General features: G+C 68.9%; 14 protein-coding genes. 4 read left to right on the top strand and 10 right to left on the bottom strand.

Annotation, left to right across the window (positions count from 1 at the left end):
• The first annotated feature begins 12 nt into the window (after nucleotides 1-12).
• On the top strand, nucleotides 13-984 hold the full coding sequence (locus tag HCX50_RS00895; RefSeq protein ID WP_167632689.1) for a GlxA family transcriptional regulator: 972 nt from the start codon (nucleotides 13-15) through the stop codon (nucleotides 982-984).
• Nucleotides 985-997: 13 nt separating this feature from the next.
• Here HCX50_RS00895 and HCX50_RS00890 read toward each other — a convergent pair whose 3' ends face one another.
• Both HCX50_RS00890 and HCX50_RS00885 read right to left on the bottom strand, forming a co-directional pair.
• Nucleotides 998-2,005 carry a LacI family DNA-binding transcriptional regulator gene (locus HCX50_RS00890; protein ID WP_167632688.1) on the bottom strand — a complete coding sequence of 336 codons (1,008 nt, stop codon included), beginning with the start codon at nucleotides 2,003-2,005 and terminating at the stop codon, nucleotides 998-1,000.
• A gap of 119 nt (nucleotides 2,006-2,124) precedes the next feature.
• Nucleotides 2,125-2,826, bottom strand: a complete 702-nt coding sequence (locus HCX50_RS00885) for an NRDE family protein (RefSeq protein ID WP_167632687.1) — start codon at nucleotides 2,824-2,826, stop codon at nucleotides 2,125-2,127.
• Nucleotides 2,827-2,895: 69 nt separating this feature from the next.
• Between HCX50_RS00885 and coaBC the strand changes: the two genes are divergently transcribed.
• Together coaBC and HCX50_RS00875 are read left to right on the top strand one after the other, a co-directional pair.
• Complete coding sequence (coaBC, locus tag HCX50_RS00880; protein WP_167632686.1) at nucleotides 2,896-4,095, top strand: bifunctional phosphopantothenoylcysteine decarboxylase/phosphopantothenate--cysteine ligase CoaBC; 1,200 nt, start codon at nucleotides 2,896-2,898, stop codon at nucleotides 4,093-4,095.
• A gap of 127 nt (nucleotides 4,096-4,222) precedes the next feature.
• Nucleotides 4,223-6,442: an ATP-dependent Clp protease ATP-binding subunit gene (locus tag HCX50_RS00875; RefSeq protein WP_091031848.1), complete on the top strand. Its 2,220-nt coding sequence runs from the start codon at nucleotides 4,223-4,225 to the stop codon at nucleotides 6,440-6,442.
• A 103-nt stretch (nucleotides 6,443-6,545) separates the two neighbouring features.
• Here HCX50_RS00875 and HCX50_RS00870 read toward each other — a convergent pair whose 3' ends face one another.
• From HCX50_RS00870 to HCX50_RS00840, 7 genes are all read right to left on the bottom strand, one after another.
• Nucleotides 6,546-7,838, bottom strand: a complete 1,293-nt coding sequence (locus HCX50_RS00870) for a hypothetical protein (RefSeq protein ID WP_091031844.1) — start codon at nucleotides 7,836-7,838, stop codon at nucleotides 6,546-6,548.
• The gene (locus HCX50_RS00865) at nucleotides 7,835-8,821 is read right to left on the bottom strand and encodes an aminotransferase class I/II-fold pyridoxal phosphate-dependent enzyme (protein WP_140403314.1); all 987 of its coding nucleotides are present in this window, start codon (nucleotides 8,819-8,821) and stop codon (nucleotides 7,835-7,837) included. Before HCX50_RS00865 ends, HCX50_RS00870 begins: the two co-directional genes overlap by 4 nt.
• Nucleotides 8,802-9,353, bottom strand: coding sequence for a hypothetical protein (locus tag HCX50_RS00860; RefSeq protein ID WP_091031837.1), 552 nt, complete (start codon nucleotides 9,351-9,353; stop codon nucleotides 8,802-8,804). The genes HCX50_RS00865 and HCX50_RS00860 overlap by 20 nt, the downstream gene beginning before the upstream one ends.
• Nucleotides 9,354-9,831: 478 nt before the next feature.
• A complete protein-coding gene (locus HCX50_RS00855) occupies nucleotides 9,832-11,343 on the bottom strand; it encodes an APC family permease (RefSeq protein WP_167632685.1) in 1,512 nt (503 codons plus the stop codon).
• 66 nt (nucleotides 11,344-11,409) lie between these two features.
• Entirely contained in the window at nucleotides 11,410-13,686 is a 2,277-nt protein-coding gene (locus HCX50_RS00850; protein ID WP_205828685.1) for an ATP-binding cassette domain-containing protein, read from the bottom strand.
• Between the two features lie 66 nt (nucleotides 13,687-13,752).
• On the bottom strand, nucleotides 13,753-14,340 hold the full coding sequence (locus HCX50_RS00845) for a nitroreductase family protein (RefSeq protein WP_167632684.1): 588 nt from the start codon (nucleotides 14,338-14,340) through the stop codon (nucleotides 13,753-13,755).
• A 108-nt stretch (nucleotides 14,341-14,448) separates the two neighbouring features.
• On the bottom strand, nucleotides 14,449-15,357 hold the full coding sequence (locus HCX50_RS00840) for a LysR substrate-binding domain-containing protein (protein ID WP_167632683.1): 909 nt from the start codon (nucleotides 15,355-15,357) through the stop codon (nucleotides 14,449-14,451).
• 134 nt (nucleotides 15,358-15,491) lie between these two features.
• On the opposite strand from HCX50_RS00840, the gene HCX50_RS00835 reads away from it, so the two are divergent.
• A complete protein-coding gene (locus HCX50_RS00835; RefSeq protein ID WP_167632682.1) occupies nucleotides 15,492-18,986 on the top strand; it encodes a proline dehydrogenase family protein in 3,495 nt (1,164 codons plus the stop codon).
• A gap of 86 nt (nucleotides 18,987-19,072) precedes the next feature.
• On the opposite strand, the gene HCX50_RS00830 is transcribed toward HCX50_RS00835, so the two are convergent.
• Nucleotides 19,073-20,821, bottom strand: a complete 1,749-nt coding sequence (locus tag HCX50_RS00830) for a glycoside hydrolase family 3 protein (RefSeq protein ID WP_167632681.1) — start codon at nucleotides 20,819-20,821, stop codon at nucleotides 19,073-19,075.
• Between the last annotated feature and the right edge of the window lie 3 nt (nucleotides 20,822-20,824).

The raw sequence follows: 20,824 nt of genomic DNA, 5'->3' as shown, positions 1-20,824 counted from the left end.
CCGGGAGTGTGCATGAAGACAGTCGCCTGCGTCATCCAGGACGGATTCGCGCCGTTCGAGTTCGGCGTCGCCTGCGAAGCGTTCGGGCTCGATCGATCCAGCGACGGCGTGCCCAACTTCGACTTCCGCATCGTCGCCCCGCAGGCGGGTGTCGTGCAGTCGAAGATCGGCTTCTCCGTCAACGTCGAACACGACCTGGCCTTCGCGTACGACGCCGACCTCGTGGTCTTCTGCCCGGTGCCTCGCGAGCGCTGGGGCGACATCGACCCGCTCCTGCTCGATGTCGCGCGACACGCGGTCGAGCGCGGCGCCTGGGTGATGAGCGTCTGCAGCGGGTCCTTCATCCTCGCCGCCGCCGGCGTGCTCGACGGACGTCGGGCGACGACGCACTGGATGTACGCCCACGTCATGGCCGACATGTACCCGAAGATCGACATCGATCCCGACGTGCTCTTCGTGCAGGACGGGAAGATCATCACCAGCGCCGGCACCGCCGCCGGCATCGATGCCTGCCTGCACCTGCTCCGCCAGGAGGTGGGTGCCGAGCTCACGAACCGCATCGCGCGCCGCATGGTGGTGCCGCCGCAGCGTGACGGCGGCCAGGCGCAGTTCATCGACCGTCCGATCCCCGTGGTGCCCACCGACTCGCTCGCCGCGGTCGCCGACTGGGCCGTCGAGCACCTCCGCGACGACCTCGGCGTCGATCAGCTCGCGGCCAGGGCGTTGATGTCGCCGCGCACCTTCGCCCGCCGCTTCAAGGCCGAGTACGGCGCGACGCCCGCCGCGTGGCTCGCACGCCAGCGCATCATCCACGCGCAGCGGATGCTGGAGCGCACCGACCTCCCGCTCGATCACATCGCCGACGAGTGCGGCTTCGGCTCGGCGGCGGTGCTCCGGCAGAACTTCGCGAGGGTCCTCGGACTCACGCCCACGGCCTACCGCGCGCGGTTCTCGTGCGCGACGGACGAGTCTTCGGCGGCGTGAGCGGGCGCTCCAGTCAGAGCGCTCGGGTGGTAGAACGCTCGACCAGGGAGCAGGGCAGCAGCACATGCGCGGCATCCTGTTCCGGTGTCGCGAGACGCGCGAGCAGCAGCTCGACGGCCCCGTGCGCCATATCGAGGATCGGCTGGCGCACCGTCGTGAGATCGAACGCCTGCCACGACGACATCGCCACATCGTCGAAGCCGAGCACCGACACCTCATCCGGTACGCCGATTCCGAGCGCCTTCGCAGCGTTCAGGGCGCCGAAGGCCACGAGGTCGTTGTGGCAGAAGAGCGCGGTCGGCGGCTCGGGCAGCTGCAGCAGGCGGGTCGCTGCCTCGAAGGCCCTGGTGTAGTCGAGGTCGGCGACGTCCAGGAGCGAGGGGTCGAACACGATCCCGGCCGCCTCGAGCTCCGACAGGAAGCCTTCGTGACGATCGCGGACGGAGGTCGTGCCGAGCGGACCGGCGATCACTCCGATGCGTCGATGCCCGAGGGATGCCAGATGACGGCCCGCGATGCGCCCTCCGTCGACGTTGTCGGGCGAGATCGAGTCGTTGTCGGGCACGGCGCCGGGGCCCATCGTCACCGCGGGGACGCCGAGCGACACGATGCGACCCTCGTCATCGGGTGAGAGCAGCGTCGTCGTGAGGATGACGCCGTCGACGTTCGTCTCCCGCAGGGTCCGCGCGAGGTCTTCAGTGGTGTCGGCGCGACCGCTGAGGATGAGTGCCCGGTATCCGGCGCGATTGAGATCATCGCTGATCGTGTGCAGCAGTTCGGCGTAGTAGCTGTTGCGCGGGTCGCCGAGCACGACGCCGATCGTCTGCGTGCGGCTGGTGACGAGACTGCGGGCGCTGAGGTTGGGGCGGTAGTCGAGCTGCTGGATCGCCGCCTCGACCTTGGCGCGCACCCGCTCGGACACGCCCTCATGGCCGTTGACGATGCGTGACACCGTCGTCTGCGACACACCGGCCGCTCGGGCGACGTCGACGCTGGTCACACCGCGGGACTTCGGCGGCATGGGCCCTCCTCTTCCGTGCCGGGCTTCCCATGCTAGACCGCGCGGAGGCCAAGAATGACTACGCAGTCCTCGGTGTGGCGCGTGCGTTGCCCGCACCGCGGGATGCGCGGAACGTGCGCTCAGGCGCTCCAGTGCGCCGGAGACGGGAGCGCGTGATCGCGCACCTCGAGCCCTGTGGGGGTGGCGGATGCCGTCGCATACAACAGCGACTGCGTGGGGTATCCGTGCGGGCGGTTGTCGCGGATGATCGCGCGGTCGTCCTCGGGCGAGAGCTCGGCGGAGGCCGCGAGGAGCGCTGTCCATTCGCCGGCCCAGTCCTCGAGGTCGGCCGTCGGGCCCAGAGCGCGGAACTCCGGCAGCCAGGCGGTGATCCGCGGAGTCGCCTCATCGTCGAGGTCGTCGTGCGCGATCATGTGCGTGCCGGGGGTGATGCGTGTCTCACTCAGGTCGACGCCGTCCCACGACAGCACTCGCGCCCCCTCGGGTCCGACCTCCAGCAGGTTGAAGCCGTGCATGGGCAGCGGGGCGATCGGGGAGCGGCCCACGACCGACTCGAGCGCGAGGGATCCTCGCGAGACCGCCTGAGTGTCGGGGAGGTCGCGCACATCAGCGCGATTCAGCAGCACCGCCAGCCGCCGTTCCGCAGGGTTCGCGGCGAGCCAGGCTCCGCCCGCACGTCGATCCCGGATGCCGATCACGCCCGGATACTGCTCCGGCCACCAGGGGCCGAGGGCATCCCACTCCCGCTGCGGGTCTTCGTCACGCACCGCCAGAAGCCTCGCGACACCGGCATCCTCGACATCGATCACGACCGTGCACACGGGTGCAAGTCTAGGTCGAGGATTCCGGCGTCGGCCCCGCGGCGGCGCATGCTGGGGCAGAATCGAGACGTGAACATCGTCGTCGGAGTCACGGGCGGCATCGCCGCGTACAAGGCGGTGCACCTCGTGCGCCTGCTCACGAAGGGTGGGCACGACGTGACCGTGGTGCCCACCGAGGATGCGCTGCGCTTCGTCGGGCTGCCGACGTGGGAGGCGATCAGTCGCCACCCGGTCACCACGAGCGTGCACGACGACGTGGCCAAGGTGCGGCACGTCGCGCTCGGCCAGGCCGCCGAACTCGTGATCGTGGCGCCGGCGACCGCGAACTCGATCGCCAAGATCACTGCCGGTCTCGCCGACGACCTCCTCGGCACGACCCTGCTCGCCACCGAGGCGCCGGTGCTGATCGCGCCCGCCATGCACGCGGAGATGTGGCGGAACAAGGCGACGCAGGCGAACATCGCGACGCTGCGGGAGCGCGGCGTGCACATCGTCGGCCCGGCCGACGGAGAGCTCGCGGGCGGCGACAGCGGACCCGGGCGGATGTCGGAGCCCGAGGAGATCTTCGCGGCGGCTCAGGTGCTGCTCGCTCCCCGCGACCTTGCCGGGGTGCGGGTCGTCGTCTCGGCCGGTGGCACGCGCGAGCCGATCGACCCCGTGCGTTTCCTCGGCAACCGGTCGAGCGGCAGGCAGGGGGCTGCCCTCGCCGCTGAGGCCGCCGCCCGTGGGGCCGAGGTGACCCTGGTCGCGGCGAACATCGCCGGCGACGTGCTCGCCGAGGTGCGGCATCCGTCGATCCGCATCGTCCCCGTCGGCGCGGCTGCGGAGCTCGCCGAAGCGATGAAGCGCGAGGCCGCAGCCGCCGATGTGGTCGTGATGGCGGCGGCCGTGGCGGACTACCGGCCGGTGGAGGTCTCGGACCGCAAGCTCACCAAGGAGGCCGGGGGAGTGCCGACCATCGAGCTGGTCGAGAACGAGGACATCGTCGCCGCACTCGCCGCGACGCGGAAGCCGGGCCAGCTCGTCATCGCCTTCGCCGCGGAGACGCCCGAGGGCGAAGCCGAACTGCTCGCCCGCGCTCGCCGCAAGCAGCAGCGCAAGGGCGTCGACCTGCTCGTCGTGAACGAGGTCGGGTGGGAGCGCGGGTTCGAGAGCGCCGAGAACGCCGTGCACATCCTCGGCCCGGGCGGGGCGGATGCCGGCGCGGCATCCGGTTCGAAACGTGCGGTCGCGGCCGCGATCTGGGACGCCGTCGTACAGGTGCGCTGACGGCAGGCGGGGACTGGAGGAGAACGCGGCTGAATGCTAAACTTGAGTCAATACCACTCAACTTTGATCCCGCTGTCCGATCCGGCCGGCGGGAGACGACCATAAGGAGCATCTCCAGGAGGAGCGCATGAGCAACCCGCAGACCGGCAACCAGAACCAAGACCAGCAGTCCGCCCTCGAGCAGTTCGGCATCAACCTGACCGACCGCGCCCGCGAGGGCAAGCTCGACCCCGTGATCGGGCGCGACAGTGAGATCCGGCGCGTTAGCCAGGTTCTCACCCGCCGCACCAAGAACAACCCGGTGCTGATCGGCGAGCCCGGCGTCGGCAAGACCGCCGTCGTCGAGGGCCTCGCCCAGCGCATCGTCGCGGGCGACGTCGCCGAGTCGCTCAAGGGCAAAGAGCTGGTCACCCTCGACATCTCGGCCCTCGTGGCCGGCGCGATGTACCGCGGCCAGTTCGAGGAGCGGCTGAAGCAGGTGCTCAAGGAGATCACCGAATCCGAGGGCCAAGTCATCACGTTCATCGACGAGCTGCACGTGCTGATGGGTGCGGGCGGTGGCGAGGGATCGGTCGCGGCCTCCAACATGCTCAAGCCGATGCTGGCCCGCGGTGAACTGCGGCTGATCGGCGCGACCACGCTCAACGAATACCGCGAGTTCATCGAGAAGGATGCCGCGCTCGAGCGCCGCTTCCAGCAGGTGTACGTCGGCGAGCCCACGGTCGAGGACACCATCGCGATCCTCCGCGGGCTCAAGGGTCGCTACGAGGCGCACCACGGAGTCACGATCTCCGACAGCGCCCTCGTCGCCGCTGCCGCGCTCTCGAACCGGTATCTTCCCGCGCGTCAGCTGCCGGACAAGGCAATCGACCTGATCGACGAGTCGATGTCTCGGCTCAAGATGGAGATCGACTCCTCGCCGGTCGAGATCGACCAGCTCAAGCGCCAGGTCGACCGGCTGAAGCTGGAGGAGCTGGCCCTCAAGCGCGAGAAGGACGCCGCGTCGAAGGAGCGCCTCGGTGCTCTGCGCGAACAGCTCGTCGGCATGGAGAAAGAGCTCGCGGGGCTCGAGGCCCGGTGGGCGCGCGAGCGTCAGGGTCTGAACCGGGTCGGTGAGCTCAAGAAGCAGCTCGACGACGCGATCACGCAGCGCGACCTCGCCATGCGCAACGCCGACTACACGAAGGCCTCGAAGCTGGAGTACGAGACCATCAAGCGGCTGGAGCGCGACATCGCCGAGGCCGAGCAGGCCGAGGCCGCGACCCCCGCCGAACCGCGCATGGTCAACGAGCAGGTCACCGAGGAGGACATCGCCGCGGTCATCGCCGCGTGGACCGGCATCCCTGTCGGGCGTCTGCTGCAGGGCGAGAGCGAGAAGCTCCTGCACCTCGAGAGCGAGCTCGGCAAGCGCCTGATCGGACAGAAGGATGCCGTCAAGGCAGTGTCGGATGCCGTGCGCCGCTCGCGTGCGGGCATCAGCGACCCCGGCCGACCGACCGGCTCGTTCCTGTTCCTCGGACCGACCGGTGTCGGCAAGACCGAGCTGGCCAAGGCGCTGGCGCAGTTCCTGTTCGACGACGAGCACTCCATGGTGCGCATCGACATGTCGGAGTATGGCGAGAAGCACTCGGTATCGCGGCTCGTCGGCGCCCCTCCGGGGTACATCGGCTACGAGCAGGGCGGTCAGCTGACCGAGGCCGTGCGGCGTCGCCCCTACAGCGTGATCCTGCTCGACGAGGTCGAGAAGGCCCACCCCGAGGTGTTCGACATCTTGCTGCAGGTGCTCGACGACGGTCGTCTGACCGACGGCCAGGGTCGTACGGTCGACTTCTCGAACGTCATCCTGATCCTCACGTCGAACCTCGGCTCGCCGATCCTCATCGATCCGGTGCTGTCGCCCGAGGCCAAGCGGGAGCAGGTGATGGCGCTCGTGCGACAGGCGTTCCGCCCGGAGTTCCTGAACCGTCTCGACGACATCGTGATGTTCTCGGCCCTGACCGAAGACGACCTCGCGCAGATCGTCGAACTCTCGGTCGATCAGCTGCACGACCGCCTGAAGGACCGTCGACTCACGCTCGCCGTGACGCCGGATGCCCGGTCGTGGCTCGCCGAGCGCGGGTACGACCCGATGTTCGGTGCCCGGCCGCTGCGCCGCCTCATCCAGAGCGAGGTGCAGAACAAGCTGGCGACCGCGCTGCTCTCGGGCGGTGTGCGCGACGGCGACACCGTGCGGGTCGATGTGGGCGCCGACGGTGCGGGCCTCGTGCTCACGTCGACGACGCCCGAGCCCGCGCCGGAGGATGACGATGATGACGACGTGATCGAGGCGGAGCTGCTCGACGACTGAGTTGTTCCCTCTTCACCCGCGCACCCGTCGCACGTCCTGAAGGAGAACTCACGCTATGAAGGAGCGGATGCTGCAGAGCATCCTTCCCGGCGTGAGTTCTCCTTCATTTCGGGAGGGTGGTCGCGCGCTGCTGTGAGCGAAGGAGCGTCCGGAGGGCAGCCAGGTTCGCGACGCTGAAGAGGAGCCTGACGAGAAGCAGAGCGGCCCACAGGCCTACCGCGCTCGGGGCTATGAACCTGCAGATGAGCAGCGCGACAGGCGCGAGAACCAGATAGGTGAGGATCAGCCCGAGCAGTCCGGCTGTGGCGCCGAAGGTGACCTTCATGTAGGCGAACAGGGATCCGGAGAACGGCTCGAGCAGCAGCTGCAGAGCGATGAGGAGCCCCAGCACCGGATCGCCCACCGGGCTCAGGCCGAACGCGGAGAGCAGGATGAGGGACAGCGCGAGGGGGACGACGAAGATGCCGACGACGCCGTAGGACGCCACCCGGTACCTCGGCTCCCGAGCGCGATCCTGCAGGGTCATCCTTCCGGCGGTCTGACCGATCATCTTCAGCGGGATGATGATGGTGCGGCAGAGCGCGACGCCGGCGGCGACCTGGGCGGCGACCTCGACGGAGATGCTGGCCGCGACCAGCTGCGCGACCATGAAGAGCACCATGAACACCGCGCCGTCGAGGGAATTGAGGATGCGGTCGCCGATGCGGCGAAGCGCGAAGTCGGGGGTGCGGAGGATGCGAACGTGCACTCCGGCTCGGAGCAGTCGCCGCCGACGTTCCCAGAGCATGGCGATGACCATGAGCGAGGCGAGCGCCGACTGCAGCGCGATGGCGGCGAGCGGATCGGACACGAAGACGACGATCGCGAGGCCGATCGCCAGGCCGATGAGCGTGCGCGTGAGCGTGATGACGAGGTTGTCCTTCTCGCGCCCGAGATGTTGAAAGGCGGCGGCGAGCACACTGGTGTGCGAAGACAGGGCATTGGCGGGAAGCTGGAGGATCAACGCGATCCAGAGCGCGACCACGAGGTCCGAGCTATGCGGCGTTGCGAGGCTGAGCGTGACGGCGGTTGCGGCGCTCACCGCGATCACGATGAACGACACTGCCGACGCGAGTCGCAGATTCGTCGCTATCGCGGAGGTGATCAGGCCCCCGTCGGTGCGGGCGACGGCGAGCTCGCGCAGGGTGCCGATCCCGACGCCGACGTTAATCAGGGTGCCGAGCCCGCTGATCGTCGCGGTCGTTCCGATGATCGCTGCGAAGTCGGCTCGACCGAGCGCAAGCGCTACCGCGATCAGCGCGAATGACGCCCCGAGCGGGATGACCTGCGCCAACATCATCGGGGTCGCGTGCTTGAGAACCCGGACGATGTCGCTCCGGAATCCGTTGGGTCTCACAGGTGGGCCTTCAGTCGGTCGATGTTCCTGACGGTTGCGTCGATACGCGTCCACGTTCCGTCGAAGTCCTTCGCGCTGAGCAGACGGCGCACGTCAGGGGTGATGTGCGCCGCAGCCACCGTGGCAAAGCAGCCTCCGCCGCGACCGACGACCGGGATACGCGCCGCTTCGAGGAGCCGGGCGAGCGAGTCGCCGACCGCCTCTTGCGCGCGGCTGAGGGCGAGGGCGGTCGCGATGACCTGCGGATCGCCGAACGCATCCATCAGGGCCGTGGAGAACACATCCCAGAACCGTTGGTCCTGGTTCATGCCGGGGAACGCACCTCGCGGGCGTACCACTCCGCCGAATCGTGCACCAGCGAAGCACGCCATTTTCGACAGGGTGAAGCACACGGCCGCGCCGCGCGCGATCCACCAGCGGACGGTACTTCGGAATGCGCGCCCGTAGGGCACGGCGTAGGCCGCATCGACGAGCATGTGCAGCCGCGGAGTCAGCGCTCCGACCGCGAGCCGCGGCCGCGCGATCTCCAGAGGATTGCCTGGCTCTGTGACCACAAGGACGGTGTCGACAGCTGCAGGAGCCGTTGACAGCTCCTGCAGCTGGGCTGCGTCGCCATAGGTGTCGAGCCGGGCGCCAATGACGCCGCATATTCGCGCGTAGCCGGGATAGGAGTGTTCGGGAACGATCATTCGGTGGGCGCCGGAGGCCCGGAGTGCGTCGAGCAGCACCGGCTCACCCCCGCGGCCGAAGATGGTTGATGCGCCGTACCGCGAGAAGTCCCACGGCGTCCGCCGCAGGATGTCAGGCGGGATCGTCGGATAGCGGTTCCAGGACAGGGCGTGCATGCGATCGAGGATCGCTCGCCGGAAGTTAGGCGAGGGGGTTTGGTCGGGCAGGGCGAAGCTGCCGCCGGGGGGAGAGTCCAGGACGAACGAGGTCGAGCCCACCGGTCGGCTCGAACCGCTAGTCCGCGGCGGCTGCATCGAGAAGCGGCGAGATGCGGGTCTGGGTGCCGAGGAGCAGCCAGGGCGAATCTTGCGGAAGTAGTACCTCGGCCTCCTCGTCGCGCCCGAAACGATTGATTTCGGATAGCGACATGCCCATCTCGGTCTCCAGGAAGTTCGCGACGGTCCAGAGCGCGGCGCTGCGTGCTGTGAAGGGGCCGAAGTTCTGGACGTAGTCGGGGATCCACTGGATGAACTCGCGCACGAACTCCCGATCGCCCACGCGCTCGTAGTACCCGCTCGGGCTTATGGACTCGTGGTGCAGGAATTGCTTCCCCGGAAGTTCTGAGCAGAGATGTTCGTAGGACATCGTCTGGAGGATCAGTTCGTGCCATACCCGATCGACCTCCGGGATGACGGCGATTCGCCTCCCGGAGGTCGATGAGGTGATGGCGAGGAACTTGAGACACTCGACGAACTGCTGCTCGACGGTGTCACGGTTCAGATCGTCGATGCGATCCATCACCGTCGTGGCGTAGTCCGGGTCGAGCGGGAATCGTCGGGGCGTCATTCCTTACCTCCTGTAGCTCAGAGCTTGTCCGGCGTGGGGGCGGCGCAGCAGCTTGTCTCTGCGTTCTTTGCTTCGGTGCGCTTGTCGGCGAGGATCTGATCGATCAGCTTGTCCATGTTCTTCTCCTTGTTATCCGTATCTCGTGTAGCTGCGCCATTAATCGACGACGACGCAGCAGTCCATCTCGACTCTCTTGATCTCATCGATCTTCAGAGTCAGTACGCGTTCGACGAGTTGTTGCATGTTGTCCTCCTTCGGGGCTTGAAGCGGGTGCTTCCGGCCGTGGCTTATCACGGTCCTGTGAGGCTAATTCGCTCGGTGGTCTACCGGCGAGGGTTGTGCGAGGAGAGTTCTGGAGTATCGATATGCTCCTGCGCGAACTGGTCCTTTGGGCTCGCCAAACCATCGCCGAAGCTCCTCGCGTGCAAGTCGAAAGCCGCTCGGGTGGCGCGCGTTTGCCGGTAGCGGTGGGCGCCGGCTACTGCAGGGGTGGACGGTGCAGCCCGCCGAGCGCATCCTTCTCGAGCTCCCGTCCGATCAGCGAGTGTCGCCGCGAGTACGCGAAGTAGATCACCAGGCCGAGCGCGAGCCAGATTGCGAAGCGCACCCAGGTCTCGGTGCTGAGGTTCAGCATCAGCCAGAAGCAGGCGAGTGCCGAGATCCACGGCAGCCACGGCGAGAACGGCACCGTGAACGGGCGCTCCAGGTCGGGCCGGGTCTTGCGGAGGATCGGCACGCCGATGCTCACCAGGACGAAGGCCGACAGGGTTCCGATGTTGATCATGTCGCCCAGCACCTGCACATCCGTGAAGCCGGCGATGATCGCGATCACGACGCCCACGATGAGCTGGATGCGGATCGGGGTGCCGCGCTTGGCATCCGTCACGCTCAGCGAGCGCGGGAGCAGGCCGTCACGGCTCATCGCGAACACGACGCGCGCGAGGCCCATCAGCAGCACCATCACGACCGTGGTCAGACCGACGAGGCTGCCGATGGCGATCACCTGCGCCGCCCACGTCGCCCCGACCAGTTCGAACGCGCTCGCCAGAGAGGGCTCATCGAGCTTCGCGAGCTCGGTGTACGAGACCATGCCGGTGATGACGATCGCGACCAGCACGTACAGCACGGTCACGATCACGAGCCCGAGGATGATGCCGCGAGGAACGGTGCGCTTGGGGTCCTTGGTCTCCTCGGCGCTCGTGGCGACCACGTCGAAACCGATGAACGCGAAGAACACCAGGGCCGCGCCGCTGAGGATGCCGAACACGCCGTAGATCGAGGGGTCGGAGCCGGTCAGGAACGAGAAGAGCGACTGCGTCCAGACGCTCTCCGACGCCGCGCCCTCCTGTGCCGGCGGCACGAACGGCGAGTAGTTGGCGCCGTTGATGAAGAACAGGCCGACGACGATGACGAACAGCACGATCGCGACCTTGATCACGGTGAACACGCTGTTGACCCGGCTCGACAGCTGCGTGCCGAGGGCGAGCAGCAGCGTGAAGATCGCGACGATCACGACGGGTCCCCAGTCGAAGCTGAGCGGCCCGATGTGGAGGGTCATCGGGATCTGGAGGTCGAACAGCGACACCGCATCGCCGAGGTAGACACCCCAGTACTTCGCGATCACGGCCGACGCCATGAGCATCTCGAGGATCAGGTCCCAGCCGATGATCCACGCGAGGAACTCGCCGAGGGTGGAATAGGTGAACGTGTAGGCGGAGCCCGCGACCGGGATCGAGGAGGCGAACTCGGCGTAGCAGAGGATCGCGAGTGCGCACACGGCGGCGGCGATGATGAACGAGACGATGACGGCCGGACCGGCGTGCCGCGCGGATGCCTCGGCGCCGACCGAGAAGATGCCCGCACCGACGGCGACCGCGACACCCATGACCGCGAGGTCCCATACGCCCAGGGAGCGTTTCAGGGAGCGTTTCTCGTCGTGCGTCTCCGCCATCGACTGCTCGACCGACTTGACCCTTCGCTGGATTGCCATGCCGACGATTGTAGGTCGGGGGATCGCGCCGCGCCCCTCACAAATCGCCACTGCGTCGTTCTGTGGTCAGGTTGCGGAGGCGGATGCCGCGGCGAGAGCCTTCCCGGTGAGCGAGTCGCCGTCGCGCACGATCTCCGTCGGGGTGCCGGCGAAGACCAGCCGGCCGCCGTCCGATCCGGCGCCGGGGCCGATGTCGATGACATGATCCGCGCGCGCGACCACCCGCATGTTGTGTTCGACGACCACCAGGGTCGCACCGTCGTCGAGCAGGTCGTCGAAGAGGGTGTTGATCGTGTCGACGTCGGTGGGGTGCAGTCCCGAAGTGGGCTCGTCGAGGATGATCCGGTCGGTGGAGTCGCGCCGCGGATCACTGAGATGCCGGGCGAGGAGCAGCCGCTGCTTCTCACCTCCCGAGAGGGTGTCGAGCGAACGTCCGACCGGGATGTAATGCAGCCCGGTGCGCTGTACCCAGTCCAGGGCCTCGACCACGTCGGGATGCGCGGAGAACAGCGTGCTGACCGCGGCCGGAGTCGACGCCAGGACATCGGCGATCGAGGAGCCGTCGACCTGCACGCCCAGCGCCTTCGGGTTGAAGCGCAGGCCGCCGCACGCGTCGCAGGGCAGCGAGACGTCGTCGAGGAACGCGAGCTCGGTCGTGATGTGCCCGCGCCCGCGGCAGGTGGGGCAGGCTCCGCGCGAGTTGAAGCTGAACCAGGACGGATCAAGGCCCGACGCGGCCGCGAACACCTCGCGGACCGTGTCGGCGATGCGCAGGATGCTCAGCGTCGTCGACCGCGCTCCGCCACGCAGCGGATCTTGCCCGACGACCGTGAACTCCGGATGCTGGCGCGGCAGCTCCACGGTGGCGAAGGAGCTCTTCCCCGAACCCGCGACCCCCGTGATCGCGGTGAGCACGCCGAGCGGGACATCGACGTCGAACCCGCGCAGGTTGTGCGAGCGCGCATCCTTCACGGTGATGCGACCCGAGGGCTGCCGCGCCGCCTGACGGACCGTCAAGGGCTCGGCGAGCACGCGCCCCGTGAGAGTGTCGCTGCCGCGCAATGCTGCGGGCGTCCCCTCGAACTGCACGGTGCCACCGGCGGACCCCGCACCCGGCCCGAGGTCGACGACGTGGTCGGCGACCGCGATCACCTGCGGGTGGTGCTCGACGACGAGGATCGTGTTGCCCGCATCGCGCAGCCGCTGCAGCAGGGCGACGAGGCGTTGGATGTCGGCGGGGTGCAGCCCGGTGCTCGGCTCGTCGAACACGTAGGTCACGTCGGTCAGGGCGCTGCCGAGGTGCCGCACGATCTTGACGCGCTGCGCCTCGCCGCCGGACAGGGTCGACGATTCGCGGTCGAGCGTGAGATAGCCGAGGCCGACCGAGAGCAGGGCATCGAGCACATGACGGATGCCCTCGACCGCCGGCGCCACCCGCGGGTCGTCGAACTCCTCGAGCAGCGCATGCAGCTCGGCCACCGGCATCCGCATCCAGTCCACGATCGATCGTCCGTCGATGAGGCTCGCCCGCGCCGCTTCGTTCACCCGTGCACCGTGGCAGTCCGGGCAGGTGTGGTGGGTCACGAGCCGGTCGAGCTCTTCGCGCACCGGGGCCGACATCTTCACCGGGCGCTGCTTCAGGAACACGTCGCGCATGCGGGTGATCACGCCGTCGAACCGGGCGCTCTGCGGGAAACGCGGATCCGGATCGTCGAGCTTGAGCTTGTCGGCGTAGAGGAACTGGTCCATCTCCTCGGCCGTGTAGTCCTTCAGTGGCTTCTCGCGGTCGAACAGCCCGCAGTAGGCGAACCGCTTCCACCGATACACACCCGGGCGGAACAGGCTGAACCGGACCGGCCCCTCGTCGATGTTCTTCTCGGGGTCGATCAGCGCGTCGATGTCGATGTCGTACACCGTGCCGAGACCCTCGCAGGTCGGGCACATGCCGGACGGATCGTTGAACGAATAGGCGGGGGAGTACCCGGCCGACGGCTCACCGACACGGGAGAAGACCAGGCGCACGAGCGAGGCCAGGTCGGTCGCGGTCGCCACCGTCGAGCGCGCGTTGCCCGTGAACCGGCGCTGGTCGATCAGCACCGTGAAGGTCAGACCGTCCATGGACTGCACGTCGGGCGCCGGCATCTGCGGCAGCCTCGCGCGGATGAAGGTCGAGTAGGAGTCGTTGACGAGCCGCTGCGCCTCGGCGGCGATCGTGTCGAGTACCAGCGACGACTTGCCTGATCCGGAGACGCCGGTGAAGACGGTCAGCAGCTTCTTGGGAACGTCGACGGAGACATCGCGGAGGTTGTTCGTCCGCGCGCCGGTGATGCGGAGAAGGTCCATCCGGACACGCTAACGGGGCCCCCGGACAATCCGGAGGCCCCGTCGGCAGAAGCCCTGTGGCGCAGGTCAGGCGCTGAGGACGACCGTCTCGTTGATCGGGCGACGCACGCGCGGAGCGACCTCGCGCTCCTGCAGCACCTCGGGGAGCGTGGTCACGTCGCCGAACTCGCCGACGGCGAAGACCGTGGTCGGCACGAAGCGGGGCTCGAGGTCGGCGAACTCGCGGACGACCTCCGGGTCGAAGCCGCTCATCTGGTGCACGACGAGTCCATCGTGGTGGGCCTGCACCGAGAAGTGCGCGACGGCCTGACCGAGGTCGTAGAGCGCGTGGGTGATGGGGGTGCCGTCGGCCGCTACCGTCTCGGCGATCGCGACCACGAGCACGGCGGCGTTACCGGCCCATGCCTGGTTGAATCCCATCAGGGCATCGACGACCTGTGCGTGCAGGGCGGTGCCGCGGCGGGCGACGATGAAGCGCCACGGCTGCGAGTTGTTGGCGGACGGGCTCCAGCGGGCGGCCTCGAGAGCGGTGGCGAGCTTGGCCTCGTCGATCGAGTTCTGCGCATCGAAGGCGCGGGGGCTCCAGCGGCCGGCGAGGACGTCGAGGACGGGGTGCTCGGTCGGGGCGGTGCGGTCGATCACGGGAGTGCTCACGGAAGTGCCTTTCGGAAGGAGTGGATCGGACTCCTTCGTCCGGGTACACGGGACAGAACAGATGCATGTGCATGCATATTCCCGAGTGTTGCGGTGTTCTGCGTCGCGCTAGACGGGCAGGTTGTGCGAGGCGGCGTCCGCAAGTGCGCTGCGCACCGCACGGATGGACGGGGCGGCGGCGGAGACCTTCCGTGCCGAGGAGAAGATCTCGCGGCGCGGCTCGTGGGGAAGCGGCGCCAGATCGACGGTCGGGGTGTCGCCGGCCCACACGAGTTCGGGCAGCAGCCCGACCGCGAGCCCGGCGTGGATCAGGCGCACGTGCGCCGTGAGGTCGGCGATCTCGAAGCGCACGTCGGGCTCGAACCCCGCGGTGCGGCAGAGCTCCTCGGCCCAGGCGCGGGATGCCGTGCCGGCGGGCTCGAGCACCCACGGCTCTTCCCGGGTCGACCACAGCTCCGCGAGGGCATCCGCGTGCCGAGGCGCTCCGGGCCGCCGGGCCAGTGCGATCGCATCGTGCGCGAGCACCACGCGGTCGAGGTCGGCGTGGATCGGGCGCGTGCGCCCCGGATACTGCTCGGCGAGGATCAGGTCGAAGTCGCGGCTGGACACTCCGACCAGCCCGGTCTCCGGGTCGCACTCGGTGACCTCGACCCGAAGCGCCGGATGCCGCTCCCTGAGAGACTCGAGCGCGCGCGGCAGCAGGGAGTGCGCGGTCGACTGGAACACGGCGATGCGCGCGGTGCCCGTCACCTCGGTGAGCGACTCGGCGACCGCGACCTCGGCGTGCTCGAGTTGATCGAGGATACCGATGGCCTCAGCGACGAGCACGTTCCCCTGCGGTGTGAACTGCACCCCGCGTCCCACTCGACGCAGCAGCGGCACCCCCACATCGCGCTCCAGTGCGCTCAGCTGCTGCGACACCGAGGCCTTGCTGTAGGACAGGGCATCGGCCACGGCCGAGAGCGTTCCGCGGCGCGAGAGCTCCACCAGCATCCGCAGTCGGTTCACGTCCAGCACGGCCGTTCCGTTCGTTCAGCTTGAGTGAACAGAATTCACTCAAATCGGTTGATAGACGGAGCCTACCGAGGGGGAAGACAATGATCCAGCCGCACACGAAACCCCGGTGTGCGCTCTCTTGGAAGGTCCCACCGATGCCTGTCGCCGCCGACACCACCACCCCCCGTACCGAAGACGTCGCCGCCCTCGTGCAGCGCTGGCTCGTCGAGAGTGAGACCCACCCCGTCGAGCCGGCCGCGCAGCGTCTGTCCGAGGTGCTCAAGGACCCGAACGGACTCGCCTTCACAGTCGGCTTCGTCGACGGCGTCATGCGTCCGGAAGACCTGCGCGTCGCGGGTCGCAAGCTCGCCGAGATCTCGGAGATCACTCCGGCCCTGCTGCCCGGATACCTGCGCGCCGCGATCAAGACCGGCGGCTTCTGGGCGCCGAAGCTCCCCGGCGTGGTCGTGCCGATCTCGCGCCGCGTGCTGCGCGCCATGGTCGGGCACCTCGTGCTGGATGCGACCCCCGCCAAGCTCGGCCCGGCCATCGCGAAGCTCCGCAAGAGCGGCAACCGCCTCAACCTCAACCTGCTCGGCGAGGCCGTGCTCGGCGAGCGCGAGGCCGGGCACCGTCTGCAGGGCACGCGCGACTTCCTGGCCCGCGACGACGTCGACTACGTCTCGATCAAGGTCTCCAGCGTCGTGAGCCAGCTGTCGATGTGGTCGTTCGACGAGGCCGTGGCGGATGTCGTCGAGAAGCTGACCCCGCTCTACGAACTCGCCGCGAAGGCCGAGGCGTCCAGCAGGGCGGCGAAAGGGGCACCGGGCAAGGCCAAGTTCATCAACCTCGACATGGAGGAGTACCGCGACCTCGACCTGACGATCGCGGCCTTCACGAGCATCCTCGACCAGCCGGGGCTGGAGAACCTCGAGGCCGGCATCGTGCTGCAGGCCTACCTGCCCGACGCCCTCGGCGCCATGCAGCACCTGCAGGAGTGGGCCACGGCGCGCCGCGCGAAGGGCGGAGCGCCCATCAAGGTGCGTGTCGTCAAGGGCGCGAACCTCGCGATGGAAGAGGTCGACGCGGCGATCCACGGCTGGCCGCTCGCGACCTACGGCACCAAGCAGGACTCCGACACCAACTACAAGCGGGTGCTCGACTGGGCGATGACGCCCGAGCGACTGGATGCCGTGCGCATCGGCGTCGCGGGCCACAACCTGTTCGACATCGCCTACACCTGGCTGCTCGCGCAGGCGCGCGGGGTCGCTGACCCTGACAGTGCCGACCCGCTCGTCGAGTACGAGATGCTGCTGGGCATGGCGACCGGCCAGGCTGAGGCCGTCCGCAAGGACGTCGGCCGCCTGCTGCTCTACACGCCGGTCGTGAACCCGGCCGAGTTCGACGTCGCGATCGCCTACTTGGTGCGCCGCCTCGAAGAGAACGCCAGCCCCGAGAACTTCATGTCGGCGGTGTTCGAGCTGGCCTCCAACCCGACGCTCCTCACCCGGGAGCGGGAGCGCTTCGAGCGCTCGCTCGCCGCGCTCGCGACCGACGAGCCGGAGTTCGTCCCGGCACCCCACCGCGTGCAGGACCGCACGGCAGAGGTCGCCCAGGGGACGACGACGGGCTTCGAGAACCAGGCCGACACCGACCCCGCGATCGCCGCGAACCGTGCCTGGGGTCGTGAGATCCTGGGTCGCTCGGTCGGATCGACGCTCGGCCTCGACAGCATCGCGATCGCCAAGGTCGAGACGGATGCCGAGCTCGACGGCATCTTCGACGCTGCGACCGCCGCCGCCGAGAAGTGGGCCGCCCTGCCCGCCGCCGACCGCGCCGCCGTGCTGCACCGCGCCGGAGACGAGCTCGCCGCGCGCCGTGGACAGCTCATCGAGATCATGGCCCATGAGGCGGGCAAGACCATCGCCGAGTCCGACCCCGAGATCAGCGAGGCCATCGACTTCGCTCACTACTACGCCGAGCGCGCCAAGGACCTCGAGACCGTCTCGGGCGCCGAGTTCCTGCCGTCGAAGGTCACCGTGGTCACGCCGCCGTGGAACTTCCCGGTCGCGATCCCCGCCGGTGGTGTGCTCGCGGGTCTGGCCTCGGGATCTGCCGTGATCATCAAGCCCGCGAAGCTCACCCAGCGCTGCGGTGCCGTGATGGTCGAGGCGCTGTGGGCCGCCGGTGTGCCGCGCGATCTGCTCGCGCTCGTCGACCTCGCTTCCCGCGACCTGGGCACGCGACTCGTCGCCGGGCCCGCGGTGGACCGTGTGATCCTCACGGGTGCGTACGAGACGGCGCAGCTGTTCCGCTCGTTCCGCTCCGACCTGCCGCTGCTCGCCGAGACTAGTGGCAAGAACGCGATCATCGTGACCCCGTCCGCCGACCTCGACCTCGCGGCCGCCGATGTGGCCCGCAGCGCGTTCGGGCACGCAGGGCAGAAGTGCTCCGCGGCATCGCTCGCGATCCTCGTGGGGTCGGTCGCCGACTCGAAGCGGTTCGAGCGTCAGCTGGTGGATGCCGTGACCTCGATGCGCGTCGGACTGCCCGACGACCCGGCGACGCAGATGGGTCCGATCATCGAGCCCGCGAACGGCAAGCTGCTCACCGCGCTCACGAAGCTGGAGAAGGGGGAGCGCTGGCTGGTGAAGCCGCGCAAGCTCGACGACGAGGGCAAGCAGTGGACTCCTGGCGTCAAGACGGGTGTGCGGGAGGGCTCGTACTTCCACCTGACCGAGTTCTTCGGCCCGGTGCTCGGCATCATGCACGCCAAGGACCTGGATGAGGCCCTGCGCTTGCAGAACGCGGTCGACTACGGCCTGACCGCCGGCATCCACTCGCTCGATTCCGATGAGGTCGCCACCTGGCTCGACCGGGTCGAGGCCGGCAACCTGTACGTGAACCGTGGCATCACCGGGGCGATCGTGCAGCGGCAGCCGTTCGGCGGCTGGAAGCGCTCGGCCGTCGGCGCCGGAGCCAAGGCCGGTGGACCGAACTACCTCTTCGGCCTCGGCGAGTGGACCCCGGCTGAGCTTCCGGCGGTCGCGCCCGGCGCTGCCGTCGTGCCCGCGGTCGGCGCGCTGCTCGACGCCGCGGGTGCCGAGCTCGACGCGGTCGAGGGGGACTGGCTGCAGCGCGCCGCGGCATCCGACGAGCGTGCCTGGGTCGACGAGTTCGGCGCCGTGAGCGACAAGTCCGGCCTCGGGGTCGAGCGCAACCTCTTCCGCTACCGTCCGGTCGCGGTCGACGTGCGTATCGCCGAGCACGCCCCGCTGGTCGACGGCGTCCGTGTGCTCGCCGCCGCCCTGCGCAGTGGCAGCCCGTTCACGGTGTCGGCTCCGGCCCTGCCCTCGCGCATCGAGAAGGCGCTGCGGGTGCACGGCGTCACGGTGAAGCACGAGTCGGATGCGGCGTGGACCAAGCGCTACGCGAAGGCGGCGAACTCGTGGCACCGCGTGCGTTTGGTCGGTGGCGACGCCGCAGCGCTGCACGAGGCGCTCGACGGAAGCCCCGATGTGGCGGTCTGGTCGCACGCCGTGACCGGTGCCGGTCGCGTCGAGATGCTGCCGTTCCTGCACGAGCAGGCCGTGTCGATCACGAACCACCGCTTCGGCAACCCGACCACCCTCGCCGACGGCGTGATCTGACCCGGGGCTGAACCGCAGAACGACAGAGAAGCACAACAGAGAAGCCCCCTGCCCCGCGCGATGCGGAGCAGGGGGCTTTCTTCGGTTCAGACCGTGACGACGACCTCGGTGCGGATGCCGTGGCCGAAGCGGAAGCCCGGCGCCGCGGTGTCGAAGGGTACGTCCTCGCGAGAGGCCTCGACGGCGGCCATCGACGAGGGGATGTCGAAGGGCAGGGTGCCCGTGAACGCCGCGCGACCCGTGAGCGCCTCGAGCACGCGTGCGTCGCTGGCCCCGAAATCGCCCACGACACTCGCGGCGATCTCGGTGAGCGGGCCGAGCACGGCCGGCCGTTCCAGGAACACGGCCACGTGCACGCGGGCGATCGCCGCGTGAGAGCGCAGCCGATCGAGCTGCGCTGCCGAGAACTCGAGGCTGCCCCCGCGGAAGAAGTCGCCCAGCGACCCTCGACCGTTCTCGTACGGGGCGTCGAGGCGCACGACGATCGCGTCCGCCGACTTCGGGTCGTCCACGATCTCGTTCGGGATGTCTGCCTCTTCGGCCGTGAGCCCGTCGAGGAAGATCCTGGCGGTCGGCGGGATAGGGGTGTCATCGGTGCGGGAGACGAGCACGAGCGACTCGCGCTGTGCCTCCTCCCCGGCCTCCATCAGCTCCGGGGAGCCGCAGATCGCGCGGGCCTCGTCGACGTCGACCCGACGGTGCTCGAAGGCGCCGAGGCGGAACTTCTCGTGCAGGAGTCGACGTACCGACTCGTCCAGGCGGGATTCAGGAACGAGCCCGCCGTCGACCAGTTCCTCGATCAGGGCCGGGTTGCGGTCGCCGCCGAACTGGTCGACACCGGCATCCAGGGCGATCTTCGTCCGCTCCACGGGCGTGCGATCTTCGAGGCCCCATCCGTTCGGGCCGAAGTCGAGGCCGCCGACCTTCGTCGACTCGAGGAGGTTCCAGTCGGTGACGACGATGCCGTCGAAGCCGAGGCGCTCGCGCAGGATGCCCTGGACGACCGGCTCGTTGAATGCGAAGCCGACCTCGGGCCACGCGGTGCCGACCGGCTTGCCGTAGTAGGTCATGACCTGGGTCACTCCGGCGGCGAACGCGCGGGTGAACGGCTCGATGTGCAGCTCCTGCTGCCCGCCGGGGTACACCTGCTCGGGGTAGCGCGGGTCGTGGGCGTCGTCGCCGCGCAGCTGGGGTCCGCCGCCGGGGAAGTGCTTGACGACGGCGGCGACCGAGTCGGGACCGAGCTCGGCGCCTCCGCGCAGCGCCTCGATGAAGGCGACGGTGAACTCGGCGACCCTGGACGGATCCTCACCCCAGGTTCCGAACCCGCGCGACCACCGCGGCTCGCTGAAGATGTCGGCCATGGGCCCGAGGTACACGCGGATGCCCATCGCCAGGAACTCGCGACGGATGCTCTCGCCGTAGCGGCGCGCGGCGTCGGTGGTGCCGATCGCGGCGATGCCCGTGGTCTCGGGCCAGCGCGAAAGGCTGTTCAATGCCTGGCCGGTGAACGGGTTGTCGCGGAAGCCGTGGCGCGGATCGGACGACAGCGTGATCGGGATGCCGAGCCGGGTGCTCTCGGCCATCTCCTGGATCGTGTTGTGCCAGCGGGCGACGGCGGCGGAATCCTCGCCGCCGAGCACGTTGAAGTGCGAGATGCCGCGGACGACGGCATCCTCTTCGGCGACGGCGAGAGCCGCCGGGTCGTCGGGAGTCGGGCCCGGCTGGGTGGAGGGGTGGAACATCAGCGCGGCCTTCTCGGCGACGGTCATCCGGCTGAGGAGGTCTTCGACCCGTCGGGCGGTGGGCAGGGCGGGGTCGAGGTAGTCGGCCATGGG

It is taken from the genome of Microbacterium sp. B19(2022) (assembly GCF_012030385.1).
GTDB classification, from domain to species: Bacteria; Actinomycetota; Actinomycetes; order Actinomycetales; family Microbacteriaceae; genus Microbacterium; species Microbacterium oxydans_B.
This window is presented reverse-complemented; position numbering and strand designations above follow the sequence as displayed.